Here is a 15,392-nt window from a genome sequence, read left to right as displayed (position 1 = left end):
GGGGCGGCAGCGGATGATCGGCAAGCTACGGGCGATGTGGCGGCGGCGGGGCCAGATGGCCATGATCGACGCCTATTTCCGGGGCAGTCTGTACCTCCTCCCCTGGCTTCCCGTGCTCAGCGGGATGGCGCCCGTCATGGGCAGGGCGGGCGGCAGCCCACTGCCGGTCACCTTGGCCGGTGTGGCCATGGGGCTGAATGTGGCTCAGGCCGGGCTCGCGGTACCGCTGTTGAACCGGGCGGTGAACCGCTATCTGGATCGGGGGGCGACGCCGCGCACCCTGTTGCTGGTCTCGGGGGTGCTGACCCTCGTCGCCGAGGTCGCGCTGTTCGCGCTGGTCACCGTCCACGGTCCGGCCGACAAGGACGGTGTGGGTTCGATAGGGCTGGCGATCGGCGCGACCCTCACACCGTTCTTCATGGCCCACAGCCTGGTGGTGTCCAAGCGGAAGTTCCTGGCCGCGCTGGCCGGCAGCGCCGTCGCGGCCATGGCGCTGCTCTTCCTGCTCACGCATTCCTGGCTGAGCGCGGTGGGCATGGCGGTCCTGTTGCTCTTCGCCGGTATCTGGAGCTTCGGGCTGGCGCGGCCCACGGGCTGGCTGCTCGGCGTGATCTGGAAGCTGGATGCGGCCCGCGGCACCGAGACACGGCTCGCGGTCGCCGAGGAGCGGCTGAGGTTCAGCCGGGATCTGCACGATGTGATGGGCCGGAATCTGGCGGTGATCGCCCTCAAGGGCGAGCTGGCGGTCCAGCTGGCGCGACGGGAGCGGCCGGAGGCCGTGGAGCAGATGGTGGAGGTGCAGCGGATCGCCCAGGAGGCCCAGCGGGAGGTCCGGGAGGTGGTGCGCGGCTATCGGAAGGCCGATCTCCAGGCGGAGTTGGCGGGGGCCCGTTCCATACTGCGGGCGGCCGGGGTGGACTGCCGTATCGAGGGCGAGGAGGGGGCGCGGCTGTCGCCGGAGGTGGAGTCGGCGCTCGGCTGGGTCGTCCGTGAGGGCACCACGAACGTCCTGCGGCATGCGGTGGAGGTGCGGAGCTGTGCGGTGCGGACCCGGATCGATCCGCAGCGCTCGGTGCTCGTGATGACCATGGAGAACGACGGGGTCACCCACCCGCCGGACGAGACGGTCACCGGATCGGCCCCCGGCAGCGGCCTCAAGGGGCTCCGGGAACGCCTCCGCCCCTTGGGCGGGAGCCTTACGTCGGGCCGGGTCCCGAACGGCGGCTTCCGGCTGACGGTCGAACTCCCGATGGGGGCGGCGAGTGGATAGCGCAGGCTGGGCGGGAGCCTGCGGGGAGCGGTCCGTGGTGGAGAGAGGCGGGGCGGGGAGCCTGCGGGGAGCGGTCCGTGGTGGGGAGAGGCCGGGTGGGGAGCGTGCCGGGGGCCAGGGTGGAGGGAGAGGCGGGGTGGCGGAGTGAGTGAGCGGGCGATCCGGGTGCTGCTGGCGGATGACGAGCATCTGATCCGTGGGGCGCTGGCGGCGCTGTTGTCGCTGGAGGACGATCTGCTGGTGGTGGCCGAGGCGGCGACGGGGCCGGAGGCACGGGCGATGGCGCGGGCGCATGAGCCGGATGTGGCGGTGCTGGATCTCCAGATGCCGGGGACGGACGGTGTGGCGGTGGCCACATCGTTGCGGGGCGAGGTGCCGGGGTGCCGGTCGATGATCGTGACGAGTCATGGGCGGCCGGGGCATCTGAAGCGGGCGCTGGAGGCCGGAGTGCGGGGGTTCGTACCGAAGACCGTGTCGGCGCAGCGGCTGGCGGAGATCATCCGCACGGTGCATGCCGGAAACCGTTATGTGGACCCGGAGTTGGCGGCGGACGCGATAAGCGCCGGGGAGTCGCCGTTGACGGTCCGGGAGGCGGAGGTACTGGAATGCGCCGAGGCCGGGGCGCCGGTCACGGAGATCGCGGCACGGGCATCGCTGTCGCCGGGGACGGTGCGGAACTATCTCTCGTCGGCGACCGCGAAGCTGGGTGCGGAGAACCGCCATGCGGCGGCGCGCCTCGCCCGCGAGCGGGGTTGGCTATAGTGGACCCCGCACCGCGCGGCGGCGCCTGATTCCAGGAGCTTTGCGCGGAGCCTGCGGACGTAGCTCAGTTGGTAGAGCGCAACCTTGCCAAGGTTGAGGTCGCGAGTTCGAGCCTCGTCGTCCGCTCAAGGAAGAAAGGACCCCGGTCGCTGACCGGGGTCCTTTCCGTTATGCCCAGCTGAGGCCGGTGAGGCGCTGGTATGCCTCGATGTACTTGGCGCGGGTGCTCTCCACGATCTCGTGCGGGAGGGCGGGCGGCGGCTCCTCGCCCGTACGGTCCCAGGCCGCGGCGGGAGAGGTCAGCCAGTCGCGCACGAACTGCTTGTCGAAGGACGGCTGGGCGCGGCCCGGCTGCCACAGGTCGGCCGGCCAGAAGCGCGAGGAGTCGGGCGTCAGGACCTCGTCGGCCAGGGTCAGCTGCCCCTCGGCGAAGCCGAACTCGAACTTGGTGTCCGCCAGGATGATGCCGCGCTCGCGGGCGATGTCGCGGGCCCGGCCGTAGACGGCGAGGGTGGTCTGCCGCAGCTCGGCGGCGACCTCGGTGCCGACCTGGTGGGCGACCTCCTCGTAGGAGACGTTCTCGTCGTGGTCGCCGACGGCGGCCTTGGTGGCCGGGGTGAAGATCGGCGCGGGGAGCTCGGAGCCGTCGACGAGACCCTCGGGGAGGGCCAGCCCACAGACCGTACGGGTCTGCCGGTACTCGGCCAGGCCGGAGCCGGTGAGGTAGCCGCGGGCCACGCACTCCACGGGGACCATGTCCAGCGACTTGCAGACCAGGGTGCGGCCCGCCCAGTCGGCGGGGGCGCCGGCCGGGACGTCGGTGCCGAGGACGTGGTGCGGGACCAGGTCGGAGAGCTGATCGAACCACCACAGGGACAGCTGGGTGAGGACGCGGCCCTTCTCCGGGATCTCGGTGGGCAGCACCCAGTCATAGACCGAGGTCCGGTCGCTGGCGACCATGACCAGGTCACCGGCGGCATTGCGGTAGAGGTCGCGCACCTTGCCGGTGTGGAGGTGGGTGAGCCCGGGGACCTCCACCGGCTCAGGCTTTTCTACAAAACCGGGCACGCTTCCTCCGCGTAGGTTGATCCAGGAGTCCTACCGATTCTCCCTCACGCACGCCGGAGGTGACGGACGGGGGCCGGGTGCGCCCCCGGAGTCCGGTGTCAGCCGGTGCGGCGGGTGCCCCGGCGGGCGATCAGCGCGAGGGTGGCCGCCGCCGGGACGACCGCGGCGAGCAGGATCGTGGCCGGGGAGAACCAGCCGGTGAGCAGGGTGATCGCGTAAGGGGTGCAGAAGCCCAGGTAGCACAGGGCCCAGAAGCGTGCGGTGAGGCGCGCCAGCCCGCCCGGGGGCGCCAGGGCGGCGACCTCGGTCAGGCCGTACGCCACGCAGAGGCCGTATCCGGCGCCGAGGACGGCGGCGGCGAGCAGGGCGAGGTCGGGGCGTATGCCGGCGACGGCGGAGGCGGCGAGGAGCAGGCCGAGGATGACGGCGGCGAGCCCGGCGACGGCGGTGGCGACGCGGTGCCGGGCGGCGAGGCGGCGGGCGAGCGGGGCGACGAGCAGTCCGGTGCCGGGCGGCGAGGCGGCGGGCGAGCGGGGCGACGAGCAGTCCGGTGCCGGGGGTGACGGCGGTGACGAGGCCGGCGTACACGGTCTGCCAGCCGGTGAGCCCGGCGTCGACGAGCCCGGGGAGGGTGGCGAGGGCGATGCTGGGGGCGACGAACACCCAGGGGGCGACCGGGGCGACCAGGCGGCGGAAGGCGGTGCCGGGGTCGGGGGCGGGGGTGGCTCGTGCTGTCGCGGATGCGTTGGTGCCCACCGGCGCCGCGCGCTCGCCCGTAGCGGATCCGGCCTGCCTGGCCCCCGCCCCGCGCCCCGCCGCCGTGGCCGTCGCCGTGCCCGCCGTGCCCGCCGTGCCCGCCGTACCCGCCGTACCCGCCGTGCCCGCCGTGCCCGCCGTGCCCGCCAACGGCCCGCCCGCTCGGGCGGTTTCCGGTGTGCGGGCCGCGGCGAGGGCGGCCGCCGCGGAGAGGACGAGGTGCGGGAGGTAGGCCGTGATCAGGGGTGCCGGGGCCCACTGGGCGATCAGTGCCGCCGCCGGTCCGCCGGTGGCGAAGCCCGCGGAGAGGAAGAGTCCCGAGCGGCGGGCCGCGGCACCGGCCGCGGAGACCGTGTCGTACGGCGGCGAGGACAGCTCCTTGATCCAGGCGCTGCCGGCACCGAGCAGGGCACCGGCGCCGATGCCGGTCAGAAAGCGGCCGGGCCACAGCAGACCGGTGACCGTCGCACCCGCCATCAGCAGCGCGGTCGCCAGCGCGGAGACCGCCAGCGCGCCGAACACCACGGGGCGGCGGCCCCGGCGGTCGGCGAGCGGGCCGCCCAGGAACAGTCCGGGGATCAGGCCGAGGACGTAGACGCCGAAGAGTGCGGTGGTGGTGGCCTCGGTCAGCCCGGGGCCGGAGTGGTAGGCGCCGAGCAGGGCGGAGAACTGGTTGGCGCTCCAGCCCGACGCGGTCATCACCCAACCGGTGCGCAGCCAGTGGCGGGGCGGAAGCGCGGGAGGGCCGGAGCGGAGACCCGCGCCGGAGGTTGCCGTGGTCGTCATGCCGGGCTTTCTACGGGCCGCGCGGGCCGCGGCGCCTCCCCCGTTCAGGAAGTGTGAACGGCCCCGGGCGCAGGCGCGGGCCGGAATTATCGTGGGGCGTATGGATCTGCGGCGGCTCTCCTCGTTCCTCGCCGTGGTCGAGGAGGGGCACTTCGGGCGGGCGGCGACCCGGCTGTTCCTGTCGCCCGCGGCGGTGACCGGCCATATTCAGCAACTGGAGCGGGAGTTCGGCACCCCGCTGCTGGAGCGGAGCCCCGTGGCACCGACCCCGGCCGGGCTACGGCTGGTCAGCCACGCCCGTACGCTGCTCGCCGCCGCCAACGCCGCCATGGACGATGTGGCGGACGTGGCCCAGGGGGCGGCGCCGCGGCGGCCGCTGCGGGTCGGCGTCATGGGCCACGGGTCGGCCGAGGTGACCCCGGCCGCGGTCAGCGCCTTCCGCCGGGCGCGCCCTGACGTCCCCTTGTCGCTGGTGCAGTTGACGTTCACCGAGCACTGCAGTGCGCTGCGCGAGGACCGGGTGGATGTGGCGTTCGTCCGTCCCGCCTTCCACTGCGAGGGGATCACCGTCGATGTGCTGACGACCGAGCAGCGGATCGTGGTGGTGTCCGCGGCGTCCTCGCTCGCGGACGCCGCGGACGAGGGGGTGCGGCGGGCGGACATCATCGACCTGCCGTATCTGCGGCTGCCGCCGCACACCCCGCGGCCCTTCACCGACTACCTGTACTTCGACGAGGGTGAACGGCGCAGCCCCGACTGGGCGTTGACGCCGCACGACTGTCTGACGAGCGTGGCGGCGGGGCGGGGTGCGGGTTCGGCGCTGAAGTCGTTCGCGCGCTACTACCCATGGCCGGGCACGGTGTACATACCGGTGCTGGACGCGCCGTGGGCGCAGAGTGTGCTGGCGACCCGGGAGAAGGACCCCGATCCGGAGGTGCGGATCTTCCGGGCGCTGACCGTGGCGCTGGCACGGGAGTGGGGACCGGCCGCCGCACGCTGAGGGCGCTCCTGCCATCCCTGGCGGTACGGCGGTGGGCTCAGTCGCGTTTGCAGATGCGGTCGAGGAGGTTGGCGGTGGCGCGCTGGACGCGCTGGTCGACGTGGCCGGGGCGGTCGAGGGCGGGTGACCAGGCGAAGGTGCCGGAGGCGAAGACCCAGGCGCCGCTGGGGGCGCGGTAGAGGGAGGTCTCCTGATGGCGGCGGGTGCCCTCGCTGTCGCGGTACGGGGAGTGGGCGAGCAGGATGCGTTCGGTGTGCTTGGGGAGGCTGGTGCGCGGGAAGTAGCGGTCGGCCTCACCGGCAACCAGGCCCGGGAGCTCATCGCCTTCGTGGGCGCCGGTGGCCTCCCACAGCCAGTGGCTGCCGTTGCGGACGACCAGGGGGGCCGGTTCGGGGACCCGGCCGGCGTACTGGATACCCATCAGCCGCTGTTCGGGGTCACCGTTCTCCCGCCAGAGCACGGGGCGGCCGGGACCTTGGCGTTTGCGGCAGTGGAGCAGGGAGTCCGGGCCCGAGGGCGACGGGGAGAGGTCGACCTGCCAGTACATGGTGTTGGCGGAGAGGAAGACCAGGGAGGTGCCGGTGTCCCGGGCGGCCTCGACCGTGCGGCGCATGGGCACCGACCAGTATTCGTCGTGGCCGGGGAAGACCAGGCCGCGGTAGCGGGACGGGTCGACCCGGCCGGCGTGCAGATCGCGGGCATCGGCGTAGGCGAGGTCGTAGCCGTAGCGCTCGGCCCAGCGGATGAAGTCGTAGGCGTGGCCGACATGCAGGGGCAGGCCGGCGCCGGCGTAGGGGCGGTCGAAGGAGACGGTGGTGGCGGCGTCCCGCTCACCGAGCAGCGCGCCCTTCTCGTCCCAGGCGTGGTAGAGGCTGGCGCCGGTGCGGCCGTCCTCCGGGTAGAGGTTGTACGCCTGCCAGGTGATGTCGGGCAGCAGCAGGAGGAGATCGGCGGGCTCGTGGTCGCGGACGGTGAAGGGGATGTGGGAGCGGTAGCGGCCGTCGGCGGTGGTGAGCACGGCGACATAGGCGCCGAGGTTCCAGAACGTGGGGACCTGGAGGCGCCAGGACAGCCACCAGTGATGGCAGGAGACCGTGCGCTCGGCGGCCAGCGGGGGCGGCTGGACGATGCCGGCCAGCCGCGGGCTGGTGGTGATCTTGGCGGCGCCGGTGCCGCCGTAGTGGCCGATGCGGTAGATGTCGATGCTGAACGGCTGGGGCGGGTCGACCGAGACCCGGAAGTCGATGGCCTCGCCGGGGGCCACCGCGCCGGGGCCGGCGAAGCCCTTGATCTGGCGGTGGACGTCATCGGCGGTGCGCGGGCCGTTGTGCTTGTGGGGTGCGGGCACGCCCATATCGCCCTGGGCGACGGCGGGGTCGACGTACCAGGGGATGATGCGGCCGGAGTCGAAGTAGTTCTCGCTGCCGCGCAGCCAGGGCAGCGGGCCCTGCCCGAACGGGTCCGTGACCGCGTGGGCGAGGGCGCCCGACTCCCAGCGCCTGATCTGATCCGTCGCCACCTTCCACTCCCCTCCCGCGTCCCCCATCGGCCGCGGCCCCTCGGGCCGGTGCTGCGCCGGCGGGACCAACCCGGCCGGCCGTCCCCCAGCACATCACATTACGCACCCACTCCGTCACCCTTCGTCGTGAATTTAGATGCAACCGCCCCCGAAATGCGAACTGGAAGGGAACATTCAGCCGATGGAGCGAGCGGCCCGGGACGCCCCGGCGCTCCGCCGGCCGCCGCGGACGGGTGTCATACCAGTCGGACCGGCTTTTCCGGACGTACGCCGATCGTCGTCAGCCAGCCGCGCAGCGGCTCCGCATCGCCGTCGTCGACCAGGCTGAGCACCGGGCGGCCGAGGTCGGAGCGGCGGGCGCCGTCGACCAGCAGCGCCGGGCCGTCGAGCCAGTCCAGGCCCGGGGTGGCACCGGCGGTGTCGACGGCGGCGCAGCAGACCATGGCGGTGACATGGTCGGCGAGCAGCTCGCGGCCCGTACGGGGCGGCTGGAGCGGGAACAGCGGGAGGCCGCCCTCGGCCATGCCGTCGCCCCAGGCCACACCGATGGCGGCGTCCTGCTGCGAGGTGCCGCGGGCGGCCTGGCGGGCCGCCTCCTCCCGCTCCTCGCGCTCGACCTCCGCGCCCAGCCGGGCGGCGACGAGATCGCCCGCGCACGCGTCATGGGCGAGCCGGTCGATGACGCGGGCCAGGGTCGGGCCGGGGGCCGGGGCGGGCGGCTGCTCGTCGCGGCGGCCCATGGCGGGCTCGTCAGCGGGCGGTCCCATGGCGGGCTCGTCGGCGGGCGGCCCCATGGCGGGCTCGTCAGCGGGCGGGCGCTCCGGCGGGTGGTGGCCGGGCGTACGGGCGGCGGTGCGGGCGTACGAGAGGGGCGGGGCGGCGGGGGCCGGGTCCTGGGCCGGGGCCGCCGGTGCGGGCGGGGCCACCGGGAGCGCGGTCGCCGGGAGGTTGTCGAGTACGCGGTGGAGGCGGGCGGCCTCCAGGCGCCACTTCCGGTCCACGACCTCTTCCGGGTACTGGTTCCAGCCGACCGGTGACCAGTCGGGCCCCGGCTCGGACGGGCCGCCGTGGAAGAGACGGGCGGCCAGCAGCGAGGCGGCGCGGTCGATGGCGCCCGGCTCCTCCAGGAGGTCGCAGGCGGGGCGCTCGCCGAGACGGGAGGCGAAGCCGTCGGCGAGGCGGTCCCGGCGGGAGAGCTCGGTGAGCGCGGAGACCACCCCGGCGTCCAGCCGGGAGGGCCAGCGGCCCATCCGCCAGGCGGGCAGCGCGACCCGGGTCAGCAGCCGGTCCCAGCCCGCGTACGCGAGGCCGACCTGCTCCTGGGCGACGATCCGCAGGCCGTAGTCCACGGTCTGGGCGCGCTCGGAGGCGGCGGCCGCGACGGCCCGCTCCATGATCGTGGCGTGTTCGCGGCCGGCTCGCAGCAGCAGCCGCGCCACCCGGCCGACGAAGCGGAGCGGGAGGCCCCGCACCGGCCGCCGGGCGCGGGCGGACACCGCGACCGCGGCGTCCAGACCACGGATGAAGCGGCGGGCGGCCGCTATGTCCGGGTGCGCGGACGGGCCGGTGCCGGCCACGACGGGGGCCAGCAGGGCGCGCAGCTCGGCGACCCGCATCCACCACAGGAACGGCGAGCCGATGACCAGGACCGGCGCCTCGGGCACCCGGCGTTCCCCGTCGGCCCGTCCTTTGGCCCGGCGGGGCGGGCCGTGGGCGCGGTGCGTACGGTCCTCCAGCCAGCTGTCGCAGTCCGGGGTGAGCGCTATGGCGGAGGGCGCGGGGACCTCCAAGCGGTCGGCGAGGTCGCGCACCAGGCGGTAGAGGTCGGGGGCCGACTTCTCGGAGATCGGGACGGACGGGCTGAGGGCGGGCCGGGCGCGCGCGACGACCACGGCGACCAGCGCGGTCAGCAGCAGGCTGAGCACCGCGAGGCCGCCGGCGATCCAGCGGGCGAGGTCCCAGCCCGGGCCCGCGCCGAGATGGCCGGTCGCCCGGCCGGCGAGCAGCACCACGGCCACCGCCGCGGGCAGCAGCGCCACGGCCAGCGCGGTGCTGCGGATCCGCAGCACGGCGAGGGCGCGGGCACGCGCCGCCAGGACGCCTGTTTCCGGACTTGCCACGAGCCTGTACACCCCCTGCTGTCCTGACGGAGCCGGACGGAGAGAACACGGGACGGACGTACGAGAATTGCGCGTTGTGCGGAGCGAGCTCACTCCCCACCCACTGTGGCACCGGCCACTGACATCGCAATGCCGGTGAGCCACTTGCCGGACGCCGCCGTGATCAGCGTGCCGGAATCCGACACGGCCGCCACAGGACGCTTGCGCGGCACCCTAGTTGGGGCTTTTCGTCTCGTCAGCCGGTTACTTGGTGCGGTCACTCGATGGAATGGCTTTGGGCAAAGCCGGGAACCGGTGTCGGAAGGGTATGGGCCGCGGGCGATTCGGCCCGGTTTGCACTCACCGACCATGGGCGACGCGCGGCCCGGTCTGCGCCCACAGACCTGAGGCATATGCCACGGTATGTGCCATGTGTCCCAGGGGAGATGTCACCGGCCGCGACGGGCGCGAGGGGCACGTCCGGGCGCCCCTCGCGCCGTCGCAGCCGTGCGCGCTAGGAGCCCGCGGCCTCGTCCGCGACCTTGGCGGCGATGTCCGTACGGTGCTGGGAGCCGTCCAGGGAGATCCGGCCGACGGCGCGGTAGGCGCGCTGCCGGGCGGTGGTGAGGTCCGAGCCGGTGGCGGTGACGGACAGCACCCGGCCGCCCGCGCTGAGCACCGCGCCGGAGTCGTCGCGCTTGGTGCCGGCATGCAGGACGTACGCCTTGGGGGCGTCCTGCGCCACGACGTCGGAGAGGCCGTCGATCGGGTCGCCGGTGCGCGGGGTGTCCGGGTAGTTGTGCGAGGCGATGACGACGGTGACCGCCGCGCCGTCGCTCCAGCGCAGCGACGGGAAGGTGGCGAGGGTGCCGGTGGCCGCGGCGTGCAGCAGGCCGGCGAGCGGGGTCTTGAGGCGGGCGAGGACGACCTGGGTCTCCGGGTCGCCGAAGCGCGCGTTGAACTCGATCACCCGCACCCCGCGCGAGGTGATCGCCAGGCCCGCGTAGAGCAGCCCGGAGAACGGGGTGCCGCGGCGGCGCAGCTCGTCGACGGTGGGCTGGAGCACGGTGGCCATGACCTCGTCGACCAGCTTGGGGTCGGCCCAGGGCAGCGGGCTGTACGCGCCCATGCCGCCGGTGTTGGGGCCCTCGTCGCCGTCGTAGGCCCGCTTGAAGTCCTGGGCGGGCTGGAGCGGGACGACGGTCTCGCCGTCGGTGACCGCGAAGAGGGAGACCTCGGGACCGTCGAGGAACTCCTCGATGACGACCCGGTCGCAGGCCAGCGCGTGGGCGCGGGCGGCCTCGACGTCCTCGGTGACGACCACGCCCTTGCCGGCCGCCAGACCGTCGTCCTTGACGACGTACGGCGCACCGAAGGCGTCCAGCGCCGCGTCGATCTCTTCCGGGGTGGTGCAGACATAGCTGCGAGCCGTGGGGACGGCCGCGGCGGCCATCACGTCCTTGGCGAAGGCCTTGGAGCCCTCCAGCTGGGCGGCCTGGGCCGAGGGGCCGAAGACCGGGATGCCGCGGTCGCGTACGGCGTCCGCGACGCCCGCCACCAGGGGGGCCTCGGGACCGACCACGACCAGATCGGCCTCCAGGCCGGCGGCGAGTTCGGCGACGGCCTGGCCGTCGAGGGCGTTGACCCCGTGCAATTCGGCCACCTCGGCGATGCCGGCGTTGCCGGGAGCGCAGTGCAGCGCGGTGACGTCGGGGTCGAGGGACAGAGAGCGGCACAGGGCGTGTTCGCGGGCGCCGCCGCCGATGACGAGGACCTTCACGGTGGCAGCCTAGACGAGAGCCCCGGCCGCCCCGACGTCGGCCGGGCCCGGGGGCGGGCGGCGCCGAGACGGCTGGAAACTGTGCGTCACCGCGTTGGCCACTCTTTCGGGTGAGACGCCCGGCGGCCTTATACCCGATCCCGCACCACTTCCGGGCGGAAAGAGCGTGATCGTGGGGCCGACGCCAGCCGTTCGGCGGTAGGAAGGGGGACTGCGCGCAACGGCCGTCCCGGATGTCACGCGTGCACCGCACGTATCTGTAGAGAGCGTAGAGAGGGAGTGCACGGGTGAGTCAGCCGGAGATGCAGCCCGAGGGGCCCCCTCGGGAGAGCCGCCGCCCCCGGCGGGAGAGCGGCGGCCGGGGGCCCGTCCGCCGGGATCTCGCCGGACGGGTCTTCCCGCTCGGCGACTGGGGCGAACCGGCCGACCGTCTGGACGCGCTCTATCTCTGGACCGAGGAAGGCGCGCTGCGCGCCGCCGACTGGTACCTGCACGACCGGGTGGCCAAGCGCCGCGGCGCACGGGTACTGCGGCTGGGCGCCGCGGCCGCGGTGACGGCCGGCGGGGCGCTGCCGCTGCTGGATCTCGCCGGGGTCTGGGAGGGCGGCGCGTGCTGGGGCTGTCTGTCGCTGCTGCTGGCCGCCGTGTGCGTGGGCGGCGACCGGTATTTCGGGGTGACCGCCGGGTGGATGCGGGACCTGGCGACCGCGCAGGCGATTCACCGGCGGCTGGAGGCGCTCCAGTTCGACTGGGCGACGGAGAGCGTACGGGAGGTGCTCGGGCCGGCCGAGGGCACCGCGGGCGAGGCGGCGGAGCGCTGTCTGGGCGTACTGCGGCGCTTCAACGAGGACCTCGGCGAGCTGGTGCGGGCCGAAACGGCCGACTGGATGGCGGAATTCCGGGCCGATGCGCTGCGGTTTGCCGCGGGCGGGGGCGGAGGCGGCTCCGCCACCGTTTCTCCTCGGCCGGAGGGGGCGCCTGTGGCGGGGCGGTTCGCGGTGCGGGGGCCGCGGCCGAATATGCCTCGGCAGCGGCCGCCAGAGTGAATGCTTCCCACGTTTTCGGCTTTCCCGCCGTGGTTGTTGCTCGCCGTCTATTGCCCGCTGCGCGGTGCCCCCGCCGTTTCGCCTGCGGCGGGCGTTGCCGCTGCGCGGGGCTGTCGGGTGCGGTGACGGGCCTCCGGGGCAGGGGTGTGGGACTGCTTCGCTTTACGCTCCGCTGCGCTCCGCCTTTGCTCTTTCTTGGAGCCTTCGGAAGCAAAGCCCCACACCCCTGCCCCTCCGGCCCGTCCCCTCCCGTGGGTGGGTGGGGAAAAGCCGGTGGGGGTGAGTGTTTGTGGGTCGGTGCGGGTGATCGGTTGAGGAATGAGCCGGGTGTTAGCTGAAGACGATCATGGAGCCTTGGCCGAGGCTTCGGGTGGCGGCGGCGTGGAGGCCCAGCCAGACGTGGCGTTCTCGGGCGAAGGGGCTGTCGTCCAGGGGGGTGGCGGTGGCCCGTTCCTCCAGGGAGGTGGGGCCGGCCGGTGGGGCGGGGGCGGCGGGGGGATTGGCCGGATCGATGCCCAGGGATGGCGCGACCAGTTCGAGGTCGCGCAGCAGGCCGTGTGAGGAGCCGAGCGGGCCGCCGCCCTCCAGGAGCTCGTCGTTGGCCAGGGGGTGCGGGAAGTCGACGGGGACGTACGCGCCCGCGTGGTCGTAGTGCCACACCAGGTGGGACTGCTGGGCGGTGGCCTCGAACATCTCCAGCAACTGCTCGTAGTCGCCGCCCAGTTCGTCGACCGGAGTGACCTCCAGGCCGCACAGCCGCAGCAGGTAGGCGCGGCGCAGGAAGTGCAGGGCGTCGTAGTCGAAGCCGGCGACGGGGGCGACGTCACCGGAGAGGCCGGGCATATAGCTGAAGACCGGGACCGGTGGCAGGCCCGCTTCCGTCAGGGCCTTGTCGTAGGCGGCGATCTCTTCGGAGAACGGGTTGTCGGGGCTGTGGCACAGCACATCGACGAGGGGTACCAGCCACAGGTCACATGCCACGAGTGTGGGCTCGCTTCCGGTCGGGGACGGGGACACCGGCGCACGTACAGCTACGGGTACGGCCCATTACGGCCGATGGTCGGGACAGCGTAGTGCTAGCCGCGCGTTCCGACGAGAGCGAGGGAGTGCTCGTTGTACTCGGTGATCAGCCGCTGGGCGGTGGCCAGGTCGTGCTGGATCAGGGCGTCGGCCAGCGCGCTGTGGTCGTGCCACAGCAGCCCCTTGAGGTCGGCTTCGCGGCGCAGCAGCGGGACCGCGAACATCCAGGTCTGTACGCGGATCCGGTCGAGGAAGTCGCTGATGTAGGCGTTGTTCACGATGCCGCTCAGCTCGCGCCAGAAGCGCAGGTCGTAGCCGATCAGCACGTCCAGGTCGCCGGCCCGCGCGGCCCGTTCGGCCTCGTCGGCGCGGCGCCGGATGGAGATCAGCACCCCGGCGGCGGTGGCGCGCAGGGCCTGGTCGGCGCCGCTGCGGAAGATGCCCTCGATGATCAGGGTGCGGGCCTCGACCATGGCGCGGAAGTCGTCGGCGGTGAAGGCGTGCACCTTGAAGCCGCGGTGCTGTTCGACGTCGAGCAGGCCCTGGGCGCACAGGTCCAGCAGCGCCTCGCGGACCGGTGTGGCGGACACGCCGTACTGCTCGGCGATCTCCTTGACGGTGAAGGGGTGGCCGGACGGCAGCCGGCCGGCCAGGACCTCGTCGCGCAGGGCGTCGGCGATCTGCTGGCGCAGGGTGCTGCGTCGTATGACTGAGCTGTCTCCGCCGGCGGGCATCGTGTGCGTCTCCTTAGACGTCCATGACCGCGCAAGTGGGAGCGGCCCCCGCCCACGATAGGCGAGGGCCGCGCTGGTCCGCTGCCCGAGGTTGCCGTGAGCATGCCGTTCGGCACGCCTGTGACCTGCGGTTCCGGTCGCCGGGCGGGCCCGGCGCCGGCCTCAGACGGTGTGGGCGTCGGCCGCCGACAGGGCCTCGTCGAGGGCGGCCAGGCCCTCCTTGGCCTCGGCCTCGGTGACCGTGCAGGCCGGGACGACATGCGTCCGGTTCATGTTCACGAACGGCCACAGACCGCCGCGCTTGCAGGCCGCCGCGAATTCGGCCATCGGAGCGTTGGCGGCGCCGGACGCGTTGTACGGCACCAGCGGCTCGCGGGTCTCCTTGTTCTTGACCAGGTCCAGGGCCCAGAAGACACCCAGACCGCGGACCTCGCCGACGGACGGGTGGCGGTCGGCGATCTCGCGCAGCGCGGGGCCGATGACCCGCTCGCCGATGTCGGCGGCGTTCTCCACGATCCGCTCCTCGGCCATCGCGTTCATGGTGGCGACGGCGGAGGCGCAGGCCAGCGGGTGGCCGGAGTAGGTCAGACCGCCCGGGTAGGGGCGCTGGTCGAAGGTGGCGGCGATCTCGGCGCTGATCGCGACGCCGCCCAGCGGGACATAGCCGGAGTTGACGCCCTTGGCGAAGGTCAGCAGGTCGGGGGTGACGCCGAAGTGGTCGGCGGCGAACCAGTGGCCGGTGCGGCCGAAGCCCGCCATGACCTCGTCGAGGATGAAGACGATGCCGTGGCGGTCGCAGATCTCGCGGACCCCGGCGAGGTAGCCGGCCGGCGGGACCATGATCCCGGCGGTGCCCGGGACGGTCTCCAGGATGATCGCCGCGATCGACTGCGGGCCCTCGAAGGCGAGGGTCTGTTCCAGGTGCGCGAGGGCGCGCTCGCACTCCTGCTGCTCGTTCTCGGCGTGGAAGGCGGAGCGGTAGAGGAACGGGCCCCAGAAGTGGATCACGCCCGCCGAGGCGGTGTCCGAGGGCCAGCGGCGCGGGTCGCCGGTCAGGTTGATCGCGGCGGCGGTGGCGCCGTGGTACGAGCGGTAGGTCGACAGGACCTTGGCGCGGCCGGTGTGCAGGCGGGCCATCCGGACGGCGTTCTCGACGGCCTCCGCGCCGCCGTTGGTGAAGAAGATCTTGTCGAGGTCGCCGGGGGTGCGCTCGGCGACCAGCCGGGCGGCCTCGGAGCGCACGTCCACCGCGAATCCGGGCGCGATGGTGCACAGCTTCGCGGCCTGCTCCTGGATCGCCGCGACGACCTTGGGGTGCTGGTGGCCGATGTTGGTGTTGACCAGCTGCGAGGAGAAGTCGAGGTAGCGGTTGCCGTCGTAGTCCCAGAAGTACGACCCCTCGGCGCCGGCGATCGGCAGCGGGTCGATCAGGCCCTGCGCGGACCAGGAGTGGAAGACGTGCGCGCGGTCGGCGGCCTTCACAGCGGCCCCGGCAGCGGGGTCGGCGGCGGAAGCGGAGGGCGTCGTGGTCACGGTCAGTACCTCGGATCGG

General features: G+C 73.6%; 12 protein-coding genes and 1 tRNA gene. 5 read left to right on the top strand and 8 right to left on the bottom strand.

Annotation, left to right across the window (positions count from 1 at the left end; translation table 11 throughout):
- Positions 1-13: 13 nt before the first annotated feature.
- From ACZ4XD_RS06325 to ACZ4XD_RS06315, 3 genes are all read left to right on the top strand, one after another.
- Positions 14-1,270 (top strand): sensor histidine kinase, encoded by a 1,257-nt coding sequence (locus ACZ4XD_RS06325; RefSeq protein ID WP_468038724.1) that lies wholly within the window; start codon positions 14-16, stop codon positions 1,268-1,270.
- Positions 1,271-1,429: 159 nt separating this feature from the next.
- Entirely contained in the window at positions 1,430-2,032 is a 603-nt protein-coding gene (locus ACZ4XD_RS06320) for a response regulator transcription factor (RefSeq protein ID WP_042151969.1), read from the top strand.
- Positions 2,033-2,085: 53 nt separating this feature from the next.
- Positions 2,086-2,158 (top strand) — tRNA-Gly (locus tag ACZ4XD_RS06315).
- 42 nt (positions 2,159-2,200) lie between these two features.
- On the opposite strand, the gene ACZ4XD_RS06310 is transcribed toward ACZ4XD_RS06315, so the two are convergent.
- Together ACZ4XD_RS06310 and ACZ4XD_RS06305 are read right to left on the bottom strand one after the other, a co-directional pair.
- Positions 2,201-3,100 (bottom strand): phosphoribosylaminoimidazolesuccinocarboxamide synthase, encoded by a 900-nt coding sequence (locus ACZ4XD_RS06310; RefSeq protein ID WP_468038722.1) that lies wholly within the window; start codon positions 3,098-3,100, stop codon positions 2,201-2,203.
- A 30-nt stretch (positions 3,101-3,130) separates the two neighbouring features.
- The gene (locus ACZ4XD_RS06305; protein ID WP_468038720.1) at positions 3,131-4,642 is read right to left on the bottom strand and encodes an MFS transporter; all 1,512 of its coding nucleotides are present in this window, start codon (positions 4,640-4,642) and stop codon (positions 3,131-3,133) included.
- A gap of 100 nt (positions 4,643-4,742) precedes the next feature.
- On the opposite strand from ACZ4XD_RS06305, the gene ACZ4XD_RS06300 reads away from it, so the two are divergent.
- Positions 4,743-5,642 carry a LysR family transcriptional regulator gene (locus ACZ4XD_RS06300; RefSeq protein WP_468038718.1) on the top strand — a complete coding sequence of 300 codons (900 nt, stop codon included), beginning with the start codon at positions 4,743-4,745 and terminating at the stop codon, positions 5,640-5,642.
- 37 nt (positions 5,643-5,679) lie between these two features.
- Here the strand turns inward: ACZ4XD_RS06300 and ACZ4XD_RS06295 are convergent, their stop codons facing one another.
- From ACZ4XD_RS06295 to purD, 3 genes are all read right to left on the bottom strand, one after another.
- Complete coding sequence (locus ACZ4XD_RS06295) at positions 5,680-7,161, bottom strand: N,N-dimethylformamidase beta subunit family domain-containing protein (RefSeq protein ID WP_468038716.1); 1,482 nt, start codon at positions 7,159-7,161, stop codon at positions 5,680-5,682.
- 236 nt (positions 7,162-7,397) lie between these two features.
- On the bottom strand, positions 7,398-9,281 hold the full coding sequence (locus ACZ4XD_RS06290; protein WP_468038714.1) for a hypothetical protein: 1,884 nt from the start codon (positions 9,279-9,281) through the stop codon (positions 7,398-7,400).
- A gap of 493 nt (positions 9,282-9,774) precedes the next feature.
- On the bottom strand, positions 9,775-11,040 hold the full coding sequence (gene purD, locus ACZ4XD_RS06285; protein WP_468038712.1) for a phosphoribosylamine--glycine ligase: 1,266 nt from the start codon (positions 11,038-11,040) through the stop codon (positions 9,775-9,777).
- 287 nt (positions 11,041-11,327) lie between these two features.
- Here purD and ACZ4XD_RS06280 point away from each other — a divergent pair, with 287 nt between their 5' ends.
- On the top strand, positions 11,328-12,086 hold the full coding sequence (locus ACZ4XD_RS06280) for an SLATT domain-containing protein (RefSeq protein ID WP_468038710.1): 759 nt from the start codon (positions 11,328-11,330) through the stop codon (positions 12,084-12,086).
- 330 nt (positions 12,087-12,416) lie between these two features.
- Here the strand turns inward: ACZ4XD_RS06280 and ACZ4XD_RS06275 are convergent, their stop codons facing one another.
- The 3 genes from ACZ4XD_RS06275 to ACZ4XD_RS06265 all read right to left on the bottom strand — a co-directional run bounded on the left by ACZ4XD_RS06275 (position 12,417) and on the right by ACZ4XD_RS06265 (position 15,373).
- On the bottom strand, positions 12,417-13,067 hold the full coding sequence (locus tag ACZ4XD_RS06275) for a hypothetical protein (RefSeq protein ID WP_042151518.1): 651 nt from the start codon (positions 13,065-13,067) through the stop codon (positions 12,417-12,419).
- Positions 13,068-13,162: 95 nt separating this feature from the next.
- Positions 13,163-13,840, bottom strand: a complete 678-nt coding sequence (locus ACZ4XD_RS06270) for a GntR family transcriptional regulator (protein WP_468038708.1) — start codon at positions 13,838-13,840, stop codon at positions 13,163-13,165.
- A gap of 162 nt (positions 13,841-14,002) precedes the next feature.
- Complete coding sequence (locus ACZ4XD_RS06265; protein ID WP_468038706.1) at positions 14,003-15,373, bottom strand: aminotransferase class III-fold pyridoxal phosphate-dependent enzyme; 1,371 nt, start codon at positions 15,371-15,373, stop codon at positions 14,003-14,005.
- Positions 15,374-15,392 lie beyond the last annotated feature (19 nt).

This window comes from Streptomyces sp. NPDC029466 (assembly GCF_055574515.1).
This window is presented reverse-complemented; position numbering and strand designations above follow the sequence as displayed.